This window comes from Dietzia sp. NPDC055340, from assembly GCF_053645335.1.
Genome location: NZ_JBSHML010000003.1, coordinates 76,782 through 100,741, shown reverse-complemented (window position 1 = coordinate 100,741; position 23,960 = coordinate 76,782). Strand labels below are relative to the sequence as shown.

22 protein-coding genes are annotated in these 23,960 nt (G+C 70.9%); 10 read left to right on the top strand and 12 right to left on the bottom strand.

From position 1 onward, the window contains the following. Positions 1-84 precede the first annotated feature (84 nt). Both ACWIFB_RS02785 and ACWIFB_RS02780 read left to right on the top strand, forming a co-directional pair. The gene (locus ACWIFB_RS02785) at positions 85-1,185 is read left to right on the top strand and encodes a glycosyltransferase (protein ID WP_454057226.1); all 1,101 of its coding nucleotides are present in this window, start codon (positions 85-87) and stop codon (positions 1,183-1,185) included. After that, the gene (locus tag ACWIFB_RS02780) at positions 1,182-2,282 is read left to right on the top strand and encodes a glycosyltransferase (RefSeq protein ID WP_454057225.1); all 1,101 of its coding nucleotides are present in this window, start codon (positions 1,182-1,184) and stop codon (positions 2,280-2,282) included. The genes ACWIFB_RS02785 and ACWIFB_RS02780 overlap by 4 nt, the downstream gene beginning before the upstream one ends. A 218-nt stretch (positions 2,283-2,500) precedes the next feature. Here ACWIFB_RS02780 and pgi read toward each other — a convergent pair whose 3' ends face one another. Both pgi and fgd read right to left on the bottom strand, forming a co-directional pair. Continuing rightward, positions 2,501-4,168 (bottom strand): glucose-6-phosphate isomerase, encoded by a 1,668-nt coding sequence (gene pgi, locus ACWIFB_RS02775; RefSeq protein WP_454057224.1) that lies wholly within the window; start codon positions 4,166-4,168, stop codon positions 2,501-2,503. A 14-nt stretch (positions 4,169-4,182) separates the two neighbouring features. Next, the gene (gene fgd / locus ACWIFB_RS02770; RefSeq protein WP_454057223.1) at positions 4,183-5,190 is read right to left on the bottom strand and encodes a glucose-6-phosphate dehydrogenase (coenzyme-F420); all 1,008 of its coding nucleotides are present in this window, start codon (positions 5,188-5,190) and stop codon (positions 4,183-4,185) included. 152 nt (positions 5,191-5,342) lie between these two features. On the opposite strand from fgd, the gene ACWIFB_RS02765 reads away from it, so the two are divergent. Both ACWIFB_RS02765 and tal read left to right on the top strand, forming a co-directional pair. Further along, positions 5,343-6,107 (top strand): DeoR/GlpR family DNA-binding transcription regulator, encoded by a 765-nt coding sequence (locus ACWIFB_RS02765; protein WP_452098033.1) that lies wholly within the window; start codon positions 5,343-5,345, stop codon positions 6,105-6,107. 131 nt (positions 6,108-6,238) lie between these two features. Beyond that, positions 6,239-7,372, top strand: coding sequence for a transaldolase (gene tal, locus ACWIFB_RS02760; RefSeq protein WP_454057222.1), 1,134 nt, complete (start codon positions 6,239-6,241; stop codon positions 7,370-7,372). 294 nt (positions 7,373-7,666) lie between these two features. Here the strand turns inward: tal and ACWIFB_RS02755 are convergent, their stop codons facing one another. Continuing rightward, on the bottom strand, positions 7,667-9,328 hold the full coding sequence (locus ACWIFB_RS02755) for an acyl-CoA dehydrogenase family protein (RefSeq protein ID WP_454057221.1): 1,662 nt from the start codon (positions 9,326-9,328) through the stop codon (positions 7,667-7,669). Between the two features lie 26 nt (positions 9,329-9,354). Further along, positions 9,355-10,191 (bottom strand): acyl-CoA thioesterase, encoded by an 837-nt coding sequence (locus ACWIFB_RS02750; RefSeq protein WP_454057220.1) that lies wholly within the window; start codon positions 10,189-10,191, stop codon positions 9,355-9,357. 201 nt (positions 10,192-10,392) lie between these two features. On the opposite strand from ACWIFB_RS02750, the gene ACWIFB_RS02745 reads away from it, so the two are divergent. Continuing rightward, the gene (locus ACWIFB_RS02745; RefSeq protein ID WP_454057219.1) at positions 10,393-10,893 is read left to right on the top strand and encodes a hypothetical protein; all 501 of its coding nucleotides are present in this window, start codon (positions 10,393-10,395) and stop codon (positions 10,891-10,893) included. Positions 10,894-11,071: 178 nt separating this feature from the next. On the opposite strand, the gene ACWIFB_RS02740 is transcribed toward ACWIFB_RS02745, so the two are convergent. The 3 genes from ACWIFB_RS02740 to ACWIFB_RS02730 all read right to left on the bottom strand — a co-directional run bounded on the left by ACWIFB_RS02740 (position 11,072) and on the right by ACWIFB_RS02730 (position 13,292). Beyond that, a complete protein-coding gene (locus ACWIFB_RS02740; RefSeq protein ID WP_454057218.1) occupies positions 11,072-11,227 on the bottom strand; it encodes a hypothetical protein in 156 nt (51 codons plus the stop codon). Positions 11,228-11,239: 12 nt separating this feature from the next. Further along, on the bottom strand, positions 11,240-11,653 hold the full coding sequence (locus tag ACWIFB_RS02735) for a hypothetical protein (RefSeq protein WP_454057217.1): 414 nt from the start codon (positions 11,651-11,653) through the stop codon (positions 11,240-11,242). A 64-nt stretch (positions 11,654-11,717) separates the two neighbouring features. Then, entirely contained in the window at positions 11,718-13,292 is a 1,575-nt protein-coding gene (locus ACWIFB_RS02730) for an acyl-CoA synthetase (protein ID WP_454057216.1), read from the bottom strand. Between the two features lie 99 nt (positions 13,293-13,391). Between ACWIFB_RS02730 and ACWIFB_RS02725 the strand changes: the two genes are divergently transcribed. Beyond that, complete coding sequence (locus tag ACWIFB_RS02725; protein ID WP_454057215.1) at positions 13,392-14,774, top strand: alpha/beta hydrolase domain-containing protein; 1,383 nt, start codon at positions 13,392-13,394, stop codon at positions 14,772-14,774. Here ACWIFB_RS02725 and ACWIFB_RS02720 read toward each other — a convergent pair. From ACWIFB_RS02720 to ACWIFB_RS02705, 4 genes are all read right to left on the bottom strand, one after another. Next, complete coding sequence (locus ACWIFB_RS02720) at positions 14,764-15,459, bottom strand: lysoplasmalogenase family protein (RefSeq protein WP_454057214.1); 696 nt, start codon at positions 15,457-15,459, stop codon at positions 14,764-14,766. The two genes, ACWIFB_RS02725 and ACWIFB_RS02720, sit on opposite strands and share 11 nt — an antisense overlap. Positions 15,460-15,496: 37 nt before the next feature. After that, positions 15,497-16,912 carry an MFS transporter gene (locus tag ACWIFB_RS02715; RefSeq protein WP_454057213.1) on the bottom strand — a complete coding sequence of 472 codons (1,416 nt, stop codon included), beginning with the start codon at positions 16,910-16,912 and terminating at the stop codon, positions 15,497-15,499. Continuing rightward, the gene (locus ACWIFB_RS02710; RefSeq protein ID WP_454057212.1) at positions 16,909-17,388 is read right to left on the bottom strand and encodes a MarR family winged helix-turn-helix transcriptional regulator; all 480 of its coding nucleotides are present in this window, start codon (positions 17,386-17,388) and stop codon (positions 16,909-16,911) included. Before ACWIFB_RS02710 ends, ACWIFB_RS02715 begins: the two co-directional genes overlap by 4 nt. 176 nt (positions 17,389-17,564) lie before the next feature. Then, on the bottom strand, positions 17,565-18,890 hold the full coding sequence (locus tag ACWIFB_RS02705) for a lipase family protein (RefSeq protein ID WP_454057211.1): 1,326 nt from the start codon (positions 18,888-18,890) through the stop codon (positions 17,565-17,567). 161 nt (positions 18,891-19,051) lie between these two features. Between ACWIFB_RS02705 and acuR the strand changes: the two genes are divergently transcribed. Genes acuR through ACWIFB_RS02690 form a run of 3 tightly spaced genes read left to right on the top strand, consistent with a single transcriptional unit; the run spans position 19,052 to position 21,300 of the window. After that, positions 19,052-19,711 (top strand): acrylate utilization transcriptional regulator AcuR, encoded by a 660-nt coding sequence (gene acuR, locus ACWIFB_RS02700; protein ID WP_454057210.1) that lies wholly within the window; start codon positions 19,052-19,054, stop codon positions 19,709-19,711. Then, positions 19,711-20,706 carry an acrylyl-CoA reductase (NADPH) gene (acuI, locus tag ACWIFB_RS02695; RefSeq protein WP_454057209.1) on the top strand — a complete coding sequence of 332 codons (996 nt, stop codon included), beginning with the start codon at positions 19,711-19,713 and terminating at the stop codon, positions 20,704-20,706. The genes acuR and acuI overlap by 1 nt, the downstream gene beginning before the upstream one ends. Before the next feature lie 18 nt (positions 20,707-20,724). Continuing rightward, complete coding sequence (locus ACWIFB_RS02690; RefSeq protein WP_344996759.1) at positions 20,725-21,300, top strand: peroxidase-related enzyme; 576 nt, start codon at positions 20,725-20,727, stop codon at positions 21,298-21,300. Here ACWIFB_RS02690 and ACWIFB_RS02685 read toward each other — a convergent pair. After that, positions 21,279-23,090: a 2-isopropylmalate synthase gene (locus tag ACWIFB_RS02685; RefSeq protein WP_454057208.1), complete on the bottom strand. Its 1,812-nt coding sequence runs from the start codon at positions 23,088-23,090 to the stop codon at positions 21,279-21,281. The two genes, ACWIFB_RS02690 and ACWIFB_RS02685, sit on opposite strands and share 22 nt — an antisense overlap. Positions 23,091-23,254: 164 nt before the next feature. Here ACWIFB_RS02685 and ACWIFB_RS02680 point away from each other — a divergent pair, with 164 nt between their 5' ends. Beyond that, entirely contained in the window at positions 23,255-23,932 is a 678-nt protein-coding gene (locus ACWIFB_RS02680) for a FadR/GntR family transcriptional regulator (RefSeq protein ID WP_454057207.1), read from the top strand. The last annotated feature ends 28 nt before the right edge of the window (positions 23,933-23,960 follow it).

The following is a 23,960-nucleotide window of genomic DNA, read 5'->3' as shown; positions in this document are numbered from 1 at the left end:
TGGCGGAGGACCCCCCGGGGGGCCACGATCGATGATCTGGCATACCCGGAAGGCCCGGGGAGCTCCGTCAGCGGCAGGGGGATCGTGGACATCCGAGGAGAGGACCGGCTGGACATCGCCGTGATCGGCCCATCGAGGTTCCCCATCCGCGAGCCGTACGCCGGCGGTCTCGAGGTGGTGGTGGCCAAGGAGGTGCGGGCCCTGCTCGACCGCGGGCACCGCGTCTCCCTGTTCGCGGCGGCAGGCAGCGAGGGCCACGACCGGCGGTTCGAGTTCACGACCATGGCCGCGGCCACCGGCTTCGGCGACAGCTTCTACCCGCCCGGCGGCTACGAGGCCGATGCCGCCGAGTTCGACCGCCTGATGGACCACCTGGCCGGGCCCACGTTCGACGTGATCCTCAACCACAGCCTCAGTCACGTCCCGCTCGTGCGGGCCGCCGATATGCCCGCGCCCGTGATCACGACGCTGCACTGCCCGCCCCTGGGTGCGATGCAGGAGGCGTTCGACCGACTCGGGTCCGCGACCGGGCAGGTCCTGGCGGTGAGCCGCTCGGTGCTGAGCGCGTGGCAGATCCCGCACGGCGCCGAGGTCCTGCCCAACGGCGTCGACATACGTATCTGGTCGCCCCGCCCCGCGCCCACCGGTCCGCACCGAGCGGTGTGGATGGGGCGGATCGTGCCCGAGAAGGGGCCGCACCTGGCCGTGGAGGCGGCCCGCCGGGCAGGCCTGCAGCTCGATATCGCGGGCCGCGTCGGCGACCGCGACTACATGAACAGAGTCCTGGCCCCCCGACTGCGCGCGGCCGGCGAGGCCGTCCGCTTCCACGGACCGCTCGGCCGGGACGCGTTGGTCCCGCTGGTGGCCGGGGCGTCGGTCGCGCTCGTGACCCCCTGCTGGGAGGAGCCGTTCGGGCTCACCTCCGTCGAGGCACTGGCCTGCGGCACCCCGGTCGTCGCGCTGGCCCGCGGTGGTACCCGCGAGATCCTCAGCGGGCAGCCCGGGGTGGTACTGGTCAAACCGGGCCCGGACCCGGCGTCCGCGCTGGCCGCGGGCATCCCCGCTGCGCTGACCATGGACCGCACAGCGACCGCCCGGGCGGCGGCCGCGGCCTTCTCCCACGACGCCCGCATCGACTCCCTCGAGGCCCGGTTGCGCGGACTGCCTGTGGGGGCGGCCCCGTGATAGGTATCTACGCCCACCACCATGGCAGCGGCCACCTGCAGCGGGCCCTGGCGGTGGCGGCCGAACTCCGTGACGAGGTCACCATCCTCACCTCCGCGCCGGTCGCCCCCGGCACGAACCCCGACCCGGATCGCGTGCAGATACTGCCGTTGCCGCTGGACCACGACGGATCCGCCACGGGAATCGACCCGACCGCCGGGGGCCGCCTGCACTGGGCGCCGGTGCACCAGCCGGGGCTGCGCCGCCGCATGGCTCTTCTCGCCGAATGGATCGACCGCACCGAGCCGGCGCTGCTGTGGACCGACATCTCCGTCGAGGTCACCCTGGCCGCCCGGCTCACCGGCACCCCCGTCGTCGCCACGGTTCTGCCCGGCCGTCGCGTCGACGCCCCGCACGCCCTGGCCCACGGCGTGTGTTCGGCCCTGGTCGCGGGCTGGCCGCGCTCGGCAGGCGCTCCCGTGCCCGCGGGCGCGGACCGACCCCTCGTCCCGGTGGGCGGGGTCTCCCGATTCGCGGACCGGGCCCCGGCAGACGCGCGCTCCGTTGCTCGCGGGCGGGGCCGTCCCCGGGTGCTGCACCTGCGCGGCTCCGGCGGCGACGCCGCGGACCCCCGTTGGGACGCGGTCCGCGCCCAGCTGACGGAGGTCGACTGGGTGTCGCTCGGTGGACCCGGCGGCAGATGGGTCGCCGACCCGTGGGACGAGATGTGCCGCGCGGACGTGGTGGTCAGCGCTGCCGGGCAGAGCTCTATCGCCGACCTCGCCGCCGCCGACGCCCACGTGGTGGCCGCGCCCGAGGTGCGGCCCTTCGACGAACAGGACTCCACCGCGGCCCACCTCGAGCGGCTCGGACTCGGCGCGGTGGTCCGACGCGAGGACTCCGTGAACGACCTGGTCGCCGCGGTACGACTAACGCTCGAGCGGGCCCGATCCACCCCGGGCGCAGGGTCCGGACTGCGGGAGGCGTGGGAGGTCGACGGCGCAGCGCAACGGCTGGCCGGGGTGCTGGAGTCTGTCGCGCGGGAGCCCCTCGCCCAGGGGCCGGCTGTGCTGGAGCCCGTCGCGCCGGGGTTCGCCGCGCAGGGGGCCGGGCGATGAGCGCGGGGACCTCGATCGCCGTGGTGACCGTGTGCACTCCCGGGCGCATCGACCACCTGCGCTCCCAACGCGAGGCTCTTGCGGCGAACCTGCCGGAGGCCCGGCACGTGGTGGTGCTCCCGGAGCGCCCCGGCAGCGCGGAGCTGGCTGCCGAACTGGCCGAGCTCGGCGCCATCACGGTGGAGCTTCCGGCCGGGCCCGACCTGCCCGTGGCGCGATCACGCAACCTCGGCGGAGACCGCGCGACCGAGCTGGGGGTGGACCTGATCGTCTTCCTGGACGTGGACTGCATGCCCGGCCCGGACCTCGGGTGCCGCTACGCCGAGATCCCCGACGGGGCCGTGGGCCTGGGGCCGGTGACCTATCTGCCCGAGTCCGCCGGCGCTCCCGACCCGGCCGACCTGCCCGGGCTCACGGACCCGCACCCGGCACGCGATTTCCCGGCCCGGGGCACACGGCCGCTGGAGCCGGACGAGTACGGGATGTTCTGGTCGCTGTCCTTCGCCCTGCGACCCGCGTTGTGGCGGTACATCCGCGAGGACTTCGGTGGCTTCGACGAGGCCTTCACCGGCTACGGCGCCGAGGACACCGATTTCGGGCGCCGACTGCTCTACCGCCGCGTGCCCGTGGTGCTGGTCGCGGGGGCGCACGCCTATCACCGCTGGCACCCGGTGTCCGACCCGCCGGTCGACCACCTCGACGACCTGCTCCGGAACGGCGCCCACTACGCCCGGCGCTGGGGAGAGTGGCCGGCGCCCGGCTGGTTCGCCGAGTTCGAGCGCAGGGGGCTGGTCCGCCGGGACGGGGAAGACTGGGGATTTGCCGTTGGATTCCATGGACAGTTGTTGCAGGTAGGCGGGTAGTCGCGCGAGATCGTGGGAGTACGGCAGCACGGCGCGGGAGTCGGCGCCGTAGAAGCTGGAGTACCAGACCCCCAACAGGCCCAGCAGGATGGGCGCGTTGGCGTGCGCGGGCGCGGCGAGGAAGTGTTCGTCGATGCTGCGCATGCCGGCGAGGAACTCGGCGAACCGCTCGGAGCCGATCGCGAACATGAGGCTCAGGCCCACCGCGGAGCCGACGGAGTAGCGGCCGCCCACCCAGTCCCAGAAGCCGAACACGTTGTCCGCGGGTATGCCGAATTCGGCGGCGCGTTCGGTGTTCGCGGAGACCGCCACGAAGTGGCGGGGGACCGCGTCGGCGCCGAGGGCGCCTGTGATCCAGGCCCTGGCCACCGCGGCATTGGTCATGGTCTCCAGGGTGGTGAAGGTTTTGGAGACGACGACGACGAGGGTGCTGGCCGGGTCGAGATCGGCGAGCACGGAGGTCAGGTCTGCCGGGTCGACGTTCGAGACGAAGCGCACCTGCGGGCCGTCGCAGTGATGCCGCAGGGCCCGCGTGGCCATGGCCGGGCCGAGATCCGAGCCGCCGATCCCGATGTTGATCACGGTGCGGATGGGGTGGCCTGTCGCCCCGGTCCATTCGCCGGAGCGGACCCTGTCGGTGATGTCGGCCATCCGCCCGAGGACCTCGTGGACGTCGGTGGTCACGTTCCGGCCGTCCACGACGAGTTCGTGATCGGCGGGCAGTCGCAGCGCGGTGTGCAGGACCGGCCTGTTCTCGGTGGTGTTGATTCGGGCCCCGGCGAACATGGCATCTCGACGTGCCTCGACGCCGCGCTCGCGGGCGAGGACGAGCAGCAGAGTCAGGGTTTCTCGGGTGATGAGGTGTTTGCTGTAGTCGATGTACAGACTCGCCGCGGCCACGGTGAGGTCCGATCCGCGGGCGGGATCGGAGGCGAAGAGGTCGGTCAGGCTCCGGGAGCGCGCGTCGTCCTGGTGGTCGGCGAGGGCTTTCCAGGCGGGTCCGTGCTGAGGGGAGGTCGGCATGGTTCGGGTCCCTTTCATCCGAGCGCGCGCAACCGCGGCGCGAGGTCGCGTTCGAACAGGGTGAGGAAGCGGTTCTGGTCGTGGCCGGGGGCGTGGAAGACCAGGTGATTGAGGCCGGCGTCGGTGTACTGCGTGATCTGCTCCACCGCGTCGTCGGGGTCGGAGGCGACGATCCAGCGTTTGGCGACCTGCTCGATGGGCAGCTCGTCGGCCAGCTCCTCCATCTCTCGTGAGGAGCCGACGCTGTGTTTCTGTTCCGCGGTCAGCGACAGCGGCGCCCAGAAGCGCGTGTTCTCCAATGCCTTCTCCGGATCGGTGTCGTAGGAGATCTTGATCTCGATCATCCGGTCGATCGCGGATAGCTCCCGGCCTGCCTTCTCGGCGCCTTCGTACACGGCCGGGATGAGCTTGTCGGTGTAGAGCTCCATGCCCTTGCCGGAGGTGCAGATGAACCCGTCACCGGCGCGACCGGCGTAGCGGGCCACGACCGGCCCGCCGGCGGCGATGTAGACCGGCACGGGTTGTTCGGGCACGTCGTACATGTAGGCGCCCTTGGTGTGGAAGTAGTCACCGTCGAACGTCACTTCCTCGCCCGTCCACAGTTCACGCATCAAGCGCACGGATTCGCGCAACCGGGCGAAGCGCTCCCGGAACTCGGGCCACTCGCCGTCGATCCCGCCGGTGGCCACTTCGTTGAGGGCCTCGCCGGTCCCGACGCCCAGCATGATGCGTCCCGGGTACAGGCACGCCATGGTCGCGAATGCCTGGGCGATCACGGCGGGGTTGTAACGGAAGGTCGGTGTCATGACGGAGGTGCCGATCTGGACCCGCTCGGTCCGTTCGCCCACCGCGGCCATCCAGGCCATGGAGAACGGGGCGTGGCCGCCGTTGTGTCGCCACGGCTGGAAGTGGTCGGAGACGGTCACCGAGTCCATTCCGTGCGCTTCGGCGGAGACGGCGATCTCCACCAACTCGCGTGGGGCGAACTGTTCCGCCGAGGCCTTGAGTCCGAGTCGGAGCATGCGTGTCTACTCATTTCGCGTCGCTGCGTGCTGCACGAATCCGTGCAGCAAAGTCTGAAAGTACCAGTAAGCGTGCAAACCAGGCCGGGGATTGCGCACAATCGTTTAGGGTGGCCGCAGACGTGGCGAGAGACGCCCGCGCAGGGGGAGATGTGTCGGTCCAGCAGAGACGCCGAGAGATAGTCCGAAGGCTGCACCGGGACGGGTATGTCGAGGCCAAGAAGCTCTCCGTGGAGTTGGGGGTCGACGCATCGACGATCCGGCGCGACCTCGACGGGCTGGTGCGCGGTGGTCAGGCCGAGCGCACACATGGCGGAGCCCGGCCTGTCGGCGGTGCGGCGTTCGAAGTCCCCTACGCGGTCAAGGAGTTCGAGCACCGCCGGCAGAAGGTGGCCATCGCCCGTCATGCCGCCAAGCGTGTGCACGAGGGCGACAGCGTGATCCTCGACAGTGGATCGACCACGTTCCAGGTGGCGGTGGCGCTGCGGCACGTCCCGGATCTGACCTTCATCACCAACGACCTGCGGATCGCCACCCTGCTCGCGGGGCTACCGGGTGTCCGACTCTTCCTCGCCGGCGGTGAGCTGCTGAACACGGTCTACACGCTGGTCGGTCCGCGCGCGACGGACTTCTTCTCGGACTTCTCCGCCACCTGGGCATTCCTCGGCGCCGATGCCGTGGACCCGGCGGCGGGGATCACCAACACCAACACCCTGGAAGTGCCGGTCAAGAGGGCCATGCTCGCCGCGTCGGCCACCTCCGTCGTGGTGGCGGACAGCACTAAGTTCGGCACCCGCACGCTGGCGCGGGTCGCCGATTTCGACGAGGTGGACGTGCTGGTCACCGATCCCGGGCTGGACCCGGCCCGCGCCGCAGAGTACGGGGCGGCGTTCGAGATCGCGGAGCTCGACGACTGATCCGTGCCCGCATGCCTGTTTCCGCTCTCGCCGGCTTTCCTCCGCGGCCCGTCCTGCTGAACCCGTCCCGACCATCCACCGACGCAACCCTCGCACCGAGCGCGGCGGCACGCCGCCGCAGAAAGGTTCCCATGAACCAGAACCAGAACCAGAACCAGAACCTGTCCGCACTGTCTGAGGCGGGGGTCTCCGTGTGGCTCGACGATCTGTCGCGCGACCTCATCTCCTCGGGCAAGCTGGCTGAACTGGTGGCCACACGCTCGGTCGTCGGCGTGACCACCAATCCGTCCATCTTCCAGGCGGCGCTCAGTTCGGGAACCGCGTATGACACCCAGGTCGCAGCACTCGCCGCGGAGGGCGCTGATGTCGATACCGTGATCCGGACGACCACGACCGACGACGTCCGCGCTGCCTGTGACGTGCTCGACCCGGTGTTCGCGGTGTCGGACGAGGTCGACGGCCGGGTGTCGATCGAAGTGGACCCGCGCCTCGCCCACGAGGCGGACGCCACTGTCGCGCAGGCGATCGAACTGTGGCGGATCGTTGATCGCCCCAACCTCCTCATCAAGATTCCGGCCACCGTGGCGGGACTGGAGGCGATCCGCCGGGTGATCGCCGAGGGGATCAGCGTCAACGTCACGCTGATCTTCTCCGTCGATCGTTACGTGCAGGTCATGCAGTCCTATCTGGAGGGGCTGTCCGCCGCCGCCGAGGCGGGCCACGACCTGGGTTCCATCCACTCGGTCGCCTCGTTCTTCGTGTCCCGGGTGGACACCGAAATCGATGCTCGGCTCGAAGAACTCGACACCGGGGAGGCGCGCGACCTGCAGGGCAAGGCCGCCCTCGCCAACGCACGGCTCGCGTACGCCGAGTACTGCGAGGTGTTCTCCTCCGGTGCCCGCTTCGCCGAGCTGGCCGGCCGGGGCGCCCGGCCACAGCGTCCACTGTGGGCGTCGACCGGCGTCAAGAACCCGGAGTACGACGACACCCTCTACGTGAGCGGTCTCATCGCTCCGGGCACGGTCAACACCATGCCCGCGTCCACCATGGAGGCCTTCGCGGACCACGGCCGGGTCGAGAAGGACCCGGTCGTCGGTCGGGCCGAGCAGTCTGCGGAGACCTTCCGGAGCCTCGAGCGGGTCGGCGTGGATCTGGTCGAGGTGTTCGACAAGCTGGAGGCGGAGGGTGTCGCCAAGTTCGAGTCGGCATGGACCGGACTACTGCAGACAACGGCGCAGCAGATCCGGGCGAACGCTGAAAACTGACAACCTGCCCAAGCGGCGCGCCCGGGCCCATTGCGGTCGTCGACTCACGTGTCAGGCGCGCTGCGCTGGCCCCGCCGCACCCGCCGCCCTCGCCACGCGTGGGCTAGTGGCGGAGGGTCGTCATCAGCGCGGACATGGTCGTCACCAGCGCGGCGACACGCGGCGTGCCCCAAACGATGACGACCATGTCCGCCACGGCCGCGACCAAGTCGGTGGGCGTGGTCGGCCGGGGGCCCGCTGAGGCCGGGTCGGAGTCAGGCGCGAGCGCGGGGGTCACGCGCGGGCTGGCGCTGCTCAGGCGCGGGCGACGAGGGCGGCGATGTCGACGCCGTCGGGCAGGGCGCCGTACTCGGCCGAGCGATCGGGGCCGAGCCGGGCCAGGCAGAACGCCGCCGCGACCGGGGCCGGGGCGTAGGCGAGCAGGGTCGCGGCCTGCAGCGCCAGCGCCATCGCCTCAACCAGGCGGCGGGCGATCGCGGGCGCCGCGACCGGATCGGAGGCGGCCCGGCCGATGAGGTCGCGGACCCGCTCGACGTGCTGGTCGAACAGCCCGTTCCGGCCCAGCTGGGCGGCGAGTTCGGCGTCGAACGCGGTCACGGACTCGGGCTCGCGGGCCATCGCCCGCAGCACGTCCAGGGCGATGACGTTGCCCGATCCCTCCCACACCGCGAGCACCGGCTGCTCCCGATACCGGCGGGCCAACGGGAACGCCTCCGTGTATCCGTTACCGCCGAGGCACTCGAGCGACTCGTAGGCGTGGTTCGGCCCGCGCTTGCAGATCCAGTACTTGGCCACGGCGGTGGCGAGTCGGCGGAAGGGGGCGGCGTCCTCGTCGTCGTGGGCGGCGGCCAGGCGCAGTGCGGTCCAGGTCGCGGCCTCGGACTCGAGCTGCAGGTCGGCGATCACCGCGGCCATCGCCGGCTGATCGATCAGGGTCGCGCCGAAGGCCGCGCGATGGCGGGCGTGCCACACCGCCTCGGCCACGCCCTGGCGCATGCCGGCGGCCGCGCCGAGTACGCAGTCCAGACGGGTGCGGCCGACCATCTCGATGATCGTGCGCACCCCGCGGCCGGGTTCGCCGACCATCCAGCCCAGCGTGCCGTCGAACTCGACCTCGGAGGAGGCGTTGGACTTGTTGCCGAGCTTGTCCTTGAGCCGCTGGACCAGGAACGGGTTGCTCTCGCCGCCCGGCAGGACGCGCGGCACCAGGAAGCAGCTCAGCCCCTCCGGGGCCTGCGCGAGCACGAGGAACGCGTCCGACTGCGGTGCGGAGCAGAACCACTTGTGGCCGCGCAGGGCGTACATGCCGGAGCCGGCGGCCGCGGCGGAGGACTCCACGGTCACGGGCTCGGCCGTGGTGGTGTTGGCGCGAACGTCCGAGCCGCCCTGCTTCTCGGTCATGGCCATCCCGAACAGCACGCCCGACTTGGTGGCGGGATCGCGCAGCTGGGGGTCGTAGACCGTCGACAGCAGCGCAGGCTCCCACTCCGCGGCGAGCTCCGGACTCATCCTCAGTGACGGCACCACCGCGTGCGTCATCGACAGCGGGCAGCCGTGCCCGGCCTCGATCTGCGAGACCAGCATGAACCCGGCCGCCCGCTCGACGTTCGCGCCCACGCCGGGGTCCGCCCACGCCGACGTATGTAGGCCGCGGGAGACCGAGAACTCCATGATCCGGTGGTAGGCCGGATGGAACTCGATCTCGTCCACGCGGTTGCCCCACCGGTCGTGCGAGTGATGCACCGGGGTGATCGTGTTGGCCAGCTCCGCATCATGCTGGTACTGCTCCGTGCCCACGTGCCGACCGATCTCGTGGAACCACTCGGACTTCGCGCTCGGCGCGAACGCCGCCAGCGCTTCCTGAAGCGCCGGGTTGAGGGCGAACTCGTCCACCCCGACCCGCGGCGCAGCCTGGTTGAGGACCTCGTGGGTGGTGCTGTTGCGCGTCGTCGACATGTGCTGCCCCTCGACAGGAGTAAAAGTCAGGACTTGAAGTACATCAACTGGTTACTGATGGCGAGCAGCGTGCCGTCGCGGGACCACAGGCGTGCCGACTCGTCGTGATAGCTGCCGTGGAAGCGGTGCGCGTGAACGCTACCGAGCACGAAATCCGTGCCCTGCGCCTCGAGCTCGTCCGCCGTGGCCATGAAATAGATCGACAGCGTCACCGTCCCCGCGGGCACCGGCCGACCGAGCCGCAGGAACGAGCGCGGGAAGAACGAATCACCCAGGGCCGTCAATGAGAGGTGGTCGAGACCGCGTTCCGGCGAGTCGCGGATCCACATGGTCGTGGTCGACGTCGTTGTCGTCCCTTCGTCTCCCGCGACGTCGTCCCACCCACCGGTGACGAACCGCATGTCGTAGTTCCCGATCCAGCGCACTCCGCGATCCTCCGATGCGCGCGGCAACTCCTCAGGCGCCGGGACCTCCGGCGGGCCGGTCTCGGTCTCCGACCACGTCTCGCGGCGCAGGCCCGTCAGCGCGGTGGCGGTGGTGACCACCTCGTCGCCCTGGCGCATCTCCAGGACCCAGTGCTGGTTGGAGCGGTTCGTGCGCACGGGGCGGGCCTCGATGAGGAACTCGCCGTCGGCGACCGGGCCCGCGTAGTTGAGCGTGAGCGCCAGCGGGTCGCCGTGCCGCTCGGGGTGCTGCAGGACCGCATTGAGCATCGTCGCCGCCGTGGTGCCGCCGAACGGGCCCACCATGTTGGCCCAGGCTTCGTGGGTGCGGCCACGGAACCGGTGCTCGCCGTCGGGCGTCAGGGCGACGACCTGGTCGAGGACGTGCGTGGGGGTCTCGTCGATGGAGGTCTCGGGCACGGTGCACCTTCCTGGCGGGCGGCGGAACGGGACGCGGGTGGGGCGAGCCGCCGGCTGGATCCACCGTACCCACGCCGGGTGGCGCGGTGAGACGCAGGACACAACGTGGGAGATGTGACGGGTAACACCATCGATGCCGCGGGGGATATGACCTGTGAAGGCAGACAGTCTTTGTGCCAATGTTTGGAAAGGACGGCCCTCATGTCCCGGACCACCAGAACACTCACCGCCACGGCGTGCGCAGCAGGCCTGATCGCTGCGGTCGCGCCCGCCGCGAACGCCATCAACACCGACTCGCTCGGCGGCCCGCCGGCCGGGTGCGAGGTCGACGTCGAGCAGGTCGCCGAGGAGACGCCCGGCCCCTCCGACGGCGTCGGCTGGACGGTCGGCGAGCACGGCAACCTGTGCGGCAACCTCGGCTATCTGTTCCTCGAGACCGAGGGCGGCACCGTCTCCTCGCCCACCAAGGTCCTGCTCTACCACCACGGCGAGCAGGTCGCGACGCAGCCCGGCGACACGCCCCGCGTCCTGCTCGGCGGCCACAGTGACTTCCACGTCGCGCTGCGCATCCAGCAGCCGCCCGCGGAGGGCGAGGCCAACGCCGACGCCGGCTACCTCACCACCGTCTACGTCTGGAACCCCCTCGCGGGCGACGGCGACGCCACCCCGATCGGGCCGCTGCCGCCCGGCATCACCATCTGACGTGGTGAGCTGACGTCGTGGACGGGTCCGGGCCGGAGCGACCGGCAGACGAGGCCCCCGCGGAGGCCGGGGGGTCGCGCCCGGGCCCACCCCGGGGCGTGATCGCCGCGGCGGTCGTGTTGGTCGCGTTGTTGGCGATCGGCGTCGCTGTGGTGGTCGGCCTGCGCCTCAGCGGTAGTTACCTGGGCGAGGAGGTCGCCTCGGGCCCGCTGCCGACCAGCACGAGGACCCCGGTCACGCGACCGGATCGCAGCACGCGGTCCACCACGACCGGCACCGCCACCGCGACGACCGCCCGCCGCGCCACCGCCGCGTGCGATGCGCGCGCGATCAACGCCGACCTCGGCTACCCGCGCAGCGGATCGCGCATCATCGACTGCGGCGGCGGGTGGGCCGTCATGGCCAGCGAGCACTCCGGCGATCCGTACTGGGTGTCCTTCCGCGACGGTCGCTGGCGCACGGTTCGCGACGTCTCGATGTACCTGATGACCTGCCCCGACGAGGCCATCGCCAAGGGGGCGCCGGCGTGGTTGGCGGACAGACATCTGAACACCTGCCCGTCGCTCAACCCCCCGACGCCGGTCACGCGCCCGAGCGTGCGGCCCACCCCGCCGCCGCCTCCCGGTAGCCCGACCAGGCCGACGATCCCGACGCCCCCGGCCAGCCCACCGAGCTCGTCGACCCCCGTGGGTTCGACGGGCGCGACGAGTACGACGACGACAACCCCGACGACGACAACGACGCCAGCCGCCGGGGCCACGTCCCGCTCCGTGGAGGTCGGATAGGCCGGTGCGGCGGACCCGCCGGAGGCGAGCAGGGTGCGGTCAGCGGCTGACCGCCGCGTCCGGCCCGCCCAGCTCCTGCCGGAGGTTGCGCTTGAGGAGCTTGCCGGTGGCGGTCCTGGGGAGTTCGTCGACCAGCACGACCTCGGACGGCGCCTTGAAATGGGCGATGCGGCCTCTGGTCCACTGCCGCAGCCCGTCGGCGTCGACGCTCGCCCCCTCGGTGCGGACGACCACCGCCATCACCCGTTCACCCCACTTCGCGTCGGGCACGCCGATGACCGCCACCTCGCGAACCTCCGGGTGCTGGTACATCACCTGCTCGACCTCGATGGGGTAGACGTTCTCACCGCCCGTGATGACCATGTCCTTCTTGCGGTCCACCAGGGTGTAGAAGCCCTCCTCGTCGACGTGGGCCAGGTCCCCGGTGTGGAACCAACCGTTCCGCAGCGCCTTGGCGGTCTCGTCGGGCTTGTTCCAGTAGCCGATGAACACGTTGGGTCCGCGGACGCACAGTTCGCCGACCTCGCCGATCGGTACCTGCACGCCCTCCTCGTCAACGATGCGGAAGTCGTTGAACTGCGCGGGCCGGCCGATGGAGCCGGCGTGCGCGACGACGTCCTCCGGCTGGAGGCAGGCCGCGATGGGGGCGGTCTCGGTCATCCCGAACCCTTCGGTGAACTCCATGCCGGCCTCCCGCAGGGCGGTGATCACCGTGATCGGGCAGGGCGCTCCGCCGCTGATGCCGGAGCGCAGCGTGGACAGGTCCGCGGTCTGGAGCGCCCCGGACTGGGCGACGGCCGCCCACATCGCGGGGACGAGGAACGCCTTGGTCACCCTGTGCCGGGAGACCGCCTCGAGCCAGGCGTCGGGCGCGAAGGCCTCCGTGATCACCACCTGGGCGCCGATGAACAGGAACGGCAGGGTGTGCACGCCGAGCGCGCCGATGTGGAACAGCGGCGCGGCGGAGATGGTGATGTCGGTGCGGCCGAGACCTGAGTCGAACCCCATCCCGTTGACCGCGTTGTAGAAGAAGTTCCCGTGCGTGAGCATGGCGCCCTTCGGGCGTCCAGTGGTGCCCGAGGTGTACATGAGCACGCAGATATCGTCGTGGGAGATCTCGCGCTCCACCCGCTCCGGCGACCCAGCGGCGAGGAACTCCTCGTAGTCGCCGGCGCTGCCGCCCCCCGAGGTGTTGGCGCGCTCTGCCAGGGTCGGCACCGTCACGGAGCGTTGGATCCGCCGGTTGTCGGCGGTCGCGTCGGTGGCCAGCTCGGCGAACGCGGTGCTGTGGAACAGGAATGACGACCCGGAGTCCTCGAGCACGTAGGCCACCTCCGAGGCGTGGAGGCGGAAGTTGACGGGCACCGCGATCGCGCCCAGCTTGGCCACCGCGAAGTAGATCTCCATCATCTGCGGGCTGTTGAGCAGGAGCATCGCCACGCGGTCACCGCGCTGAACCCCGCTGGCATCGAGGGCTGCCGCGAGCTGGTTGGTCCGCGTCTCGAGCTGGGAGTAGGTGGTCACGGCGCCACCCACGTCGTCGACGAGTGCCGTCCGCTGTCCGTTGCGCAGCGCGTGCTGGGTGAGCCAGGAACCGTATCCACGATCAGTCATGGTGTGACGGTAACCACATATCGCGAAGCGCACAGGCCAAACCCAGCGGGCCCGGGCAAACGCGGACTGGACGACTCGCCAACAGGCACAATCTCAGGCATGGCTGACTCCGCACGCGCGACGTTCACCGAACTCACCGAGGGCAGGCCGTTCCCGCCCATGACCGGCCGGGCGCCCGCAGACCTGGCCGCCGCCGGCTTCGTCGAGTCGGAGTGGGCCGTATCCGGTGAGGCCGCCTCCTACGACGCGGCGGTCACGCCGGGGGACGGCCGGTTCGAGCTCACCGACGCCGACACCGCGCCGTATGCCACCCGCGCTCTCGTGCGCCGCCCGGCCGACCCGGCGACGTTCAGCGGCGTGGTGCTGGTGGAGTGGCTCAACGTCAGCGGCGGCCAGGACGCCGCCCCCGATTTCACCTACCTCGCCGACGAGATCCTGCGCGCCGGGCACGCGTGGGTGGGTGTCTCTGCGCAGTTCATCGCGGTCGAGGGTGGCGACGCCGCCGTGGGGATGGGCGGCCAGACCACGGGGCTGCGTGCGACCCGGCCCGGGCGGTACGGCGACCTGCACCACCCCGGCGACGCCTACGCCTACGACATCATCACGCAGGTCGGCCGCTACGCGCGCGATCCGCAGGCCGGAGCCGCACCCGCGGGCCCTCTCGGCGATCTGCGGCCGCAGCAGGTTATCGCGGTGGGCGAATCGCAGTCGGCGTTCGCGCTGACCTCGTACGTCAACGGCGTGCACGCCCGCGCCGGGGTGTTCGACGCGTTCCTCCTCCACAGCCGTGGAGCCGGCTTCCTGCCGTTCGACGACCGCGGCCGCGGCGCCGACATCCGGGCGGCGCTCAGCGTGGGTCCGGCGCGGCTGCGCGAGGACGTCGGCGTGCCGGTGCTGCTCGTGCAGGCGGAGGGCGATCTCATCGGGATGATCGGGTCGCTGCCGGCGCGCCAGCCCGATTCGGAGTGGGTCACCACGTGGGAGATCGCTGGCCAGGCGCACGCGGACCTGTACCAGTTGGGCGAGTTCGCGCAGTTCGTCGACTGCAACGGCCCGATCAACTCCGGCCAGCAGGTGTTCGTCCTGCGCGCCGGGCTGCGCCACCTGGTGTCATGGGCGGGCGGGGGAGCGCGCCCACCCGCCGCGCCACCGGTAGAGATCGACGACGACAACGCCACCACCCGCAACCCCGTCACCGGGACGGTCGGCAACAGTCGGGGCGGCGTGCGCACCCCGGTGGTCGACGCGCCGGTCGAGCATCTGACCGGCGAGCCGGATCGGGATGCGCAGCCGATGTGCATGCTGCTGGGCCGGACGCTGGAGGTGGACGAGCAGGAGTTGCGCGAGCGGTGGGAGAGTCGGGCGCAGTACCTGGCCGCCTACGCCGCGGCCACGGACCGGCTTATCGCGGAGGGGTTTCTGCTGGCCGACGACCGCGAGGAGATCCTCGCCGACGCCCGCCCGGAGCGCATCACCTGGTGACGGGTTCGGGTCGGTCTCGGCGCAGCGGTGAGCGGCCGGCGGTGCGGTCGGGCGAGCGGGTGAGCAGGATGACCGCCACGAACAGAGCCTGCGCCGCCACGTAGGTGGCCATCACCACAAGATCGCGCTGCGGCCAGTCGACCAGTTCCGGCCGGAAGGCGCCCAGGGCGATCAGCCCGTCGGAGAGGACGAACAGCGCGCCGCCGAGGCCGCCCACCCAGCCGTGGCTCGCCGCCAGGTACGCCACCGCGAGCAGCAGCAGTCCGTAGACCACGACGGCCGGGGCGAGCACGCCCGCGGACGGCACCGTGACCGCGAGCAGCGCGGCCGCCACCACCACGAGCAGCAGCGTCCACGCCATCGGCGGGCGGCCCCGCTCGACGCGGGTGAAGGCGACGATCCACAGCACCTGCGCCACGGCGAACCCGCCGACCATCGCCAGGAACTTCGCGTCCTCCGGCATGACCCGCGGCAACGAATCGCCCACCCAGCTGCCGGCCAACGCGCCCAGGGCCCAGGGCCAGGCGGGCCCGCGGTCGTCGCGAGGCACCGTCAGCAGCACCACTGCCAGCGCGGGCATGAGAAAGACCTGTGTCCACGCGGCCGCGGTCGTCGCATCGGCCACCAGCGCGATCAGGTGGGCCAGGGTCACGACCACGACGGGGATCCAGCTCAGCAGGGGCATGCGGTGAACGGTATCGCCCGCAGATGCGGGCGTGGGGCTACAGGGCGGCTCGTCGTCGTCCTCGTCGTCGTCCCACGACCGCGTGGACCAGCAGCGCTGCCGTCACCACCACGCAACACGCCACGCCCACGCCGAATGCGACGGTGATGCCCTCGTCGGTCGAGTAGGTCGAATCCGACGGGTGGGCGGCGAGCACCGCGGCGGAGAGGGCGGCGCCGAACGCCCCGCCGACCGTGCGCAACACCTGGTTGAAGCTCACCGCGCTGCCCAACTGGTGCACCGCCACGCTGCGGGCGATCAGCGCGGGCATGGCCGCATAGCCCGAGCCGATCCCCACGCCGAACAGGAACATCCCCAGGGCGAGGGACCAGATGTGGTCGTGGTTGAGCCACAACAGTACCGACGCGGCCGTCATCACCGCGGCACCGACCGGCAGGAACACCGCCATGTCCACGCGGCGGGAGAGCACGCGCACCGAGCGGTTGGCGGTCAGGCTGCCGATCGACAGCGGGGCCATCATGAAGCCCGCCCACATCAAGGGCACTGCCAGACCGAAGCCGGTGGAGGTGGGCGCCTGCGCGACGAGGCTGGCGATGGACAACCCGATGTACATGGCCACGCCGAGGCCGATCGCGGTGGCGTTGGCCAGCAGTACTTCCGGGGTGCGCACGACCCTCAGGTTGACCAGCGGATGCGGGGTCCGGACGCTGTGCAGGCCCCACGCGACCGGGGCGACGAGCGCCACGGCGAGCACCGCCAGTGTCGCCGGCGCCGCCCAGCCCCAGTCCTGCGCCTCGGAGATCCACAGCACCAGCGCGGCCAGGCCGACGCCCAGCAGGAGCGCGCCGCGCAGGTCGAACGGAATACGCGGCGCGAGCGGGTCGGGGCCGCCCGGCACGAAGCGCCACACCCCGACCGCGGCGGTGACGACGAAGACGGCCGCGAACGCGAACGCGGCACGATGGTCGAACGTCGCCGCGAGGACCCCGGTCAGCGGATAGCCCAGTCCCAGGCCGATCGACACGGTCACCGACAGGGTCGAGATCGCGGGTTGTGAGTCGGCGAAGCTCATGTGCCGGCGGGCCAGGGCGATGGTGACCGGCACCGTCCCGTACAGGAGCCCCTGCAGCGCGCGGCCGAGGAGGAACACCGTGAAGTTCGTCGCGACCGTGGCGACGACGGAGCCGACGAAGATCACGGCCAGGCTGATCAGGAGCAGTCGCCGGGTGTGCGGGCCGTCGGCGAGGCGACCCATGACCGGGGTCGCCACCGCGCCGACCAGCAGGTTCACGGTGAGCATCCACTGCGCCTGGCTGACCGGGATGTCGAACTGGGTCGCCACCGACGGCACCAGCAGCATGCCGAGTGAGCTGACGACCGAGCTGGTCAGCGCGGCGTACACCAGGGCCTGGACGAACCAGCGGGGCGCGGGGCGGCGGTCGACGGCGGTCATCGCCGCGCGCTGGGAGAGTCGGCGGCATTGGGGGCGTCCGCTGCGCCGGGGGCGTCCGCGTCCAGCCGGCGTAGCAGCGGGATCGCGGCGGCGATGGTGGCGCGGTCGGCGTCGTCGAGGTGGTCGGCGACCGAGCGGGCCAGCCAGTCCTGCCCGGCGGTCTGTTCGGCGCGAAGTCGTTCGCGGCCGGAGTCGGTGAGCTGGACCAGGACGCGGCGGCCGTCGTCCGGATCCGGGCTGCGCCGGATCAGGCCGAGCTCCTCGAGCTCGCGAACTGCGTTGGCGATCGCCTGGTGGCTGATCCGCTCGAGGCCCGCCAGGTCGGTCGCCGTCAGCGGGCCGCGGCTGGCGAGGTGCGACAAGATGCCGACCTTGCCGAGCGACAGGGTGCGGTGGGCGTTGAACCGTCTCCACAGTGGGCGCAGGGCATCACGCAGTTCCGCGGCCAATGTGGCGGGGTCGGCGGGGAGGGTCACCCTCCCAACTGTACAACCAAGTTGCGCAACTACGTTGCGGAGTCGGCGCCCCCGCTCGCTCCCGCCCCCGCCCGGGCATCGCGAAGAGCGTTCCGCACACGTTTCCCGAGGGCGGTCTCAGGGAGTGTGCGGAACGCTCTGTTCGACGAAGGTGGGCCAGCGGCGGGGTGGCTCCGTCAGTAGGTCCCGCAGTTGGTGGGCGCGGGGACCCCGTCGATCCGGTCGGCCAGATACTGCACGGTCCCGGGCAGGCCGGCGAGCATCGGCGTCGCGTGGTTGAGGACCATCCCCGGCGCGACCGGCGGAGTGTGGTCGATGACCATGTTCACCGTCGCGCCCTTCGCGCACCAGTCGCGACCGAGCTGCTGGGACTGCGGTCCGGGCACCACGTCGTCGTTCACGGGCGAGAGGATCTGGACCGGCGTGGTGGGCGTGAGGGTGCCCACCCGCTGGCGCTCGAGGAACGCCAGGATTTCCGGGTTCCGCAGCGCGAGCTCGGTGGCCGACTCTCCCGTTACGGTGTATTGGTTCGTGTTCTGCATGAAGAACTGGACTGCCGACTCGGCGATGCACTGGTCTGAAGTGAGCTGGAGCATTCTCTTCCCCTGCTCGTTGAGGTGCGGCTCCATCAGCTCGCCGAACTCGGGGTAGCTCACGATGAGGCTGTTGAGGGTGTAGCCGATCCCCGCGGCGATCGCCGAGCCGTCGGCCTGCCCGAGCGTGGCCAGCAGATCGGCCGGCGGCGAACCGGCTACTGTGCCGACGAGGTTGACGTCCGGTGCGTACTGCGGCTGCAGTTCCGCGGCGGCGGCGACGGCGCCACCACCTTGCGAGTAGCCGACCATGACGGTGCGGGGGTCGGGGCCGATGTCGGCACCGGGGACGTCCGAGGCCGCGCGGGCGAGGTCGAGCACCGCGTGCGCCTGAGACTCTCGATTGACGTAGGTGTGGATGCCGGGCGTGCCGAGACCCTCGTAGTCGGTTATCGCCACGGCGAATCCCCGGTCGAGTAGGGCGTACGCCTGGATGATCTCGTAGCCGAAGCCGATCCCGGGCGGATCCGTGCGCACGTTCGCCAGGTTCTGGAACGACTTGGACGGAGCGCAGTGGTCCCCCTGGCCCTGCGTTCCCGGTGCCACCACCGCGAGCGGTCGCGTTCCCGGCCCGGTCCACGGCGTGCGCGGCTGGAGGTAGGCGCCGGTCACGGCGATTTCCTGGCCGCGTGAGCCGATCGAGGTGTACATGATCCGCTGCGCGTCGGTCGACAGTGCGCCGGCGCCGTCCGAGAGGTGCTCGGCTCCCGGGATCGGCGGGATCGCCCCGGCCAGAGGGAACGGCTGCGTCTTGACGAAGGTCCCTGGACCGTCAGGCAGGTCGGCCGGCGGCTGATAGAACGCGGGCGCCGGGTCGTTGGACGATCCCTGTGCTGATGCGGCAGGGGCGACGAGGGCCCCTCCGGCGACGGTGGTGGTGATGGCGGCGGCGAATGCGGCTGCGCGCATCGCGGTTCGACGAAGTTGCACGGTCCCCCCGGACTTTGTGTTTCGGATCACTAGCTGTGGGGAGTGTAAGCGCACAATGTGGACGGCAGTCCGTTCACCCCGCCACTGCGCGGCGGTTCGGCCCTTGACTTTTAATAGTCGACCGGTCTACTAATTTATTCATGGACACGGGCGAGATGGTCGTGGCGCCGCGGCGGCGGGGTCGTCCGCGCAAGGACCAGTCACAGCCGGATGCCCCTCGAGCGCGGTTGCTGCGCCGGGGCGTGGCGATCCTGACGGAGAAGGGATTCAGCGCCGTGCGGATCGAGGAGGTCCTCACCGCGGCCGAGGTGCCGAAGGGGTCGTTCTACTACTACTTCGGCAGCAAAGAGGATTTCGGTTTCGCCCTGATCGACGAATACGCCGACTACTTCGCAGCCAAACTCGATCGCTGGTTCGAGGACCAGACACTCACCCCGCTCGACCGCCTCCGCGCGTTCATCGCGGACGCGCGGGAGGGCATGGCCCGGCACGAGTTCCGGCGTGGTTGCCTCGTCGGCAATCTCGGCCAGGAGATGGGCGCCCTGCCGCCCTCGTTCCGGGACCGCCTCACCGCGGTTCTCCGTGATTGGGAAGCGCGCACCGCGCGGTGTCTGACGGCAGCGCGAGACGCCGGCGAGATACCGGCAGACGCGGATTGCGTCCGACTGGCCGAGTTCTTCTGGATCGGGTGGGAGGGGGCCGTTCTGCGCACGAAGCTCGAACGCGACCCCGCCGCGCTGGACACGTTTGCAGAACAGTTCCTGGCGATGATCGCCGACGACACCCATGAGAGGCAGTGATGAGCGAGAACTTCAGAGCAGTACTGATCAGTGGAGGCGACAGCGGGCACTCGGCGGAGGTCGCCGATGTGTCGCCGGCGCAGCTCCCCGAGGGCGATGTGACCGTGCGGGTGGCCTGCTCGACCCTCAACTACAAGGACGCGCTCGCCATCACGGGCAGGGGCTCGGTGGTCCGATCCTTCCCGATGGTGCCCGGGATCGACTTCGCGGGCACAGTGGAGGAGTCCACGAATCCGGACTTCGCGCCCGGTGACCGCGTCGTACTGAACGGCTGGGGCGTGGGGGAGCGCCACTGGGGCGGGCTCGCCGAATACGCCCGGGTGAAGGGCGAATGGTTGATCCCGCTCGAGGAGGCGTTCACGTTCGAGCAGGCCATGAGCATCGGCACCGCCGGGTACACCGCGATGCTGTGCGTGATGGCACTCGAGCGCCACGGGGTGACTCCTGACTCCGGGGAGGTCCTGGTCACCGGCGCTGCCGGCGGCGTGGGGAGCGTCGCCATCGCCGTGCTGGCCAAGCTCGGTTACCGGGTGGTCGCCGTGACCGGTCGCCCGGAAGAATCCGACTACCTCACGGGGCTCGGCGCGACCCGAATCCTGCCGCGGTCGGACTTCACCGAGTCCGGGAAGCCACTCGCCAAGGAGCAGTGGGCGGGCGCGATCGATGTGGCGGGCGGCCGCGTGCTCGCAAACGTCTGCGCGCAGATGAAGTACCGATCTGTGGTCGCGGCGTGCGGACTGGCCGCCGGGATGGACTTCCCCGCCACCGTCGCGCCCTTCATCCTGCGCGGGGTCACCCTGGCCGGCGTCGACAGCGTGATGTGCCCCGTGGACGAGCGCCGGGAGGCCTGGCGCCGGCTCGCCACCGACCTCGACCCGGCCCTGCTGGAGTCGATGACGGAGAAGATCACCCTCGACGACTGCATCCCGGTCGCTGACGCACTGCTCGACGGAACCGTGCGCGGCCGCGTCATCGTCCCCCTCACCGACAACTGATCAAAGGAACCGACCACCATGAGCGACACCAAGGCCCCCAGCCGCTTCCCGGTACCCGAGCTCGACGACCTGCCCGAGGACATCCGGGCGGCCATCCTGACCGTCGAGGAGAAATCCGGCTTCATCCCCAACGTCTTCCTGATGCTGGCCCACCGCCCGGACGAGTTCCGCGCGTTCTTCGCCTACCACGACGCCCTGATGGACAGGCCGGGGAATCTGACCAAGGCCGAGCGGGAGATGATCGTCGTCGCGACCTCGGGCCCCAACCAGTGCCAGTACTGCGTGGTCGCCCACGGCGCGATCCTGCGGATCCGGGCCAAGGATCCCCTCGTGTCCGACCAGATCGCCACGAACTACCGCAAGGCGGACATCACCGACCGGCAGAAGGCCATGCTCGACTTCGCGCTTAAGGTCTCCGCCGAGGCCTATGCCGTGTCCGACGAGGACTTCGCCATCCTCGAAGGCCACGGTTTCACCCAGGACGACGCCTGGGACATCGCCTCCATCTCCGCGTTCTTCGGCCTGTCCAACAGGATCGCCAACGTCGCCAGCCTGCGCCCCAACCCCGAGTTCTATGGGATGGGCCGCGGCTGAACTCCTGCCGTTGAGCTGGCCCGCCAGAGGTCGTTCGCGGCGGCCATGACCGCGGCCAGGGTGGCCGCGAGGACGGAGCGATCCCTCCCGGCTGCCCAGCGGACGTCGGCGCCGGCACGGAATTCGACCAGGGTGAGCGCCTCGCTCTGACTGCCCGCCCCCACGCTGGTCTGGTGCAGGCTGAGGACCTCCACGTCGATGCCGCCTGCCGCGAGGGCCCTGGTGAGCGCCTCGACCGGGCCGACCTCGGTGTGGACGCTGACCTCGTCGTCGTCGTCAATCCTCAGAGCGATCCGGGTGTGGGCCCGCCCGCCCGTCTCGGACGTGGAGAACTCGGTGAGGACGATCGGCTCGGCGCCGGGCGCCCGGTTGAGGTAGGCGTCCTGGAAGACCGTCCACAGCTGGGCCGCCGTGAACTCCAGGCCGGTCGAGTCGGTGTGCTGCTGCACCGTGCGGGCGAAGTCGATCTGGAGCCTGCGGGGCAGTTCGATGCCGTACTCGGTCTCCAGCAGGTAGGCGATGCCGCCCTTGCCGGACTGGGAGTTCACGCGGATCACGGCGTCGTAGCTGCGGCCGATGTCGGCGGGGTCGATCGGCAGGTACGGGACCTTCCACGCGATCTCCCGCTCGGGGCGGCCCTGCGCGGCGGCCCGGGCGCGGTGCTCGGCGAAGCCCTTCTTGATGGCGTCCTGGTGCGTGCCGCTGAAGGCCGTGTGGACGAGGTCGCCGACGTAGGGGTGGCGCGCGGGGACCTCGAGCCGGTTGCAGTACTCGACCGTGCGGCGGATCTCGTCGATGTCGGAGAAGTCGATCATCGGGTCGATGCCCTGCGCGTGCAGGTTCAGCGCGAGCGTGGCGATGTCCACATTTCCGGTGCGCTCGCCGTTGCCGAAGATGCAGCCCTCGACACGCTGCGCCCCCGCGAGCACGGCCAGTTCGGCGCAGGCGATACCGGTGCCGCGGTCGTTGTGCGGGTGTACGGAGAGGATCACCGCGTCCCTGCGGGCGAGATTGGTGTGCATGTACTCGATCTGGTTGGCGTACACGTTCGGGGTGGCGATCTCGACCGTGGCGGGCAGGTTGAGGATCACCGGGCGCTCGGGCGTGGCGTCCCACAGTGCGGTCATGGTGTCGCAGAGGTCGAGCACGTAGTCCGGCTCGGTGAGGTTGAAGACCTCCGGCGAGAACTCGAACCGCACGTTCGGCAGGTCGCCGGCGAACTCCAGCACGTCGCGGCCTCTGGCGACGATGAGGTCCTTGAGCTCGTCCGGCCCGTAGCCGAGCACGGTGTCGCGCCAGGTGGGGGCGGTCGCCGTGTACATGTGGATGACGACCGGGTTGGTGATGCCGCGGACCGAGGCCACCGTGCGTTCGATGAGGTCGCGGCGAGCCGGGGTGAAGACGACGATGGTCACGTCGTCCGGGGCGATCTCGCTCTGGGCGATGAGGCGGACGAAGTCGTAGTCGGTCTGCGAGGCCGAGGGATAACCGACCTCGATCTCCTTGTAGCCCATCGCCACCATGAGCTCGAAGAACCGGCGCTTGCGGGCCGGGTCCATCGGTTCGGCCAGCGCCTGGTTGCCGTCGCGCAGGTCGACCGGCACCCACAGGGGCGCCGCGGTGAGGCGGCGGGTCGGCCACTCCGGCCGGGTCACGGGCACGTCCACGCGGGAGTGGACGTCCGAGTACCGGTGGGACGGCATCCGCGAGTGCCGCTGCCGGTTCCACGCGGGGGCGTGGCCGGGCACAGGCCCGTCGGGCGTGGTGATGCGGGGAAATGATGCGGTCATGTCGAGCTGGTCCTTCACTTCTCGGGTCGGGTGACCGGCGCAGGCTCGGCTCCACGACGGGAGCCGGTCCGACTACGCCCCGCCGTGGCGACCAAGGAGAAGGCACTCGAGAAAACGCATGGGTGGAAACTACCACAACTCCTCAGACAAGTAGAGTTGTCGGCATGGAACGTGTGACGCAGGTGAGACGGGCATCGCTGGCGGATCAGGCCGCCGAGCTGCTGTTGGAGCGGATCCGGTCGGGAGAGTGGGCGCTGGGTGAGAAGTTGCCCGGCGAGACGACGCTCGCGCCCCAACTTGGCGTGGGGCGCTCCACCGTCCGCGAGGCCATCCGCCAACTCGCCGGCCGCGGGGTGCTGACCTCCCGGCAGGGGGCGGGTGTGTTCGTCACGGCGCTCGAGGTGCCGGAGGACTGGGATGCCGTGCTCCGACGTGCGGACATCGTCTCGGTGATCGAGGCCCGCGTGGCGATCGAGGCCGAGGCCGCAGCGCTCGCCGCCGCACGGCGGACCCCCGCCGACCTGCGGGCGATCCGGCGCGCGCTCGCCCGGCGGGCCGAGAACCGCTCCGACATCGAGCGCCACGTGGACGTGGACACGCAGTTCCACCGGGCGATAGTGGTGGCCGCCCACAACCCGGTCCTCGTGGAGATGTTCGACAGTTTCACGCCCAGGGTCCGCGCGGCCATGATCGACATGCTCCGCCTCCGCGGGGAGTTCGGCAGTGACGCCGACCAGCGGGCGCACGTCGAGTTGGCCGACGCCATCGCGGACCGCGACGACGCGACCGCGTCGCGCCTTTCTCGTGCTCACCTCGGCGAGCTGCGGGAGGCGCTGTCGTGAGCGGGGCGCGAGGCCCCGGTGCGGGTGA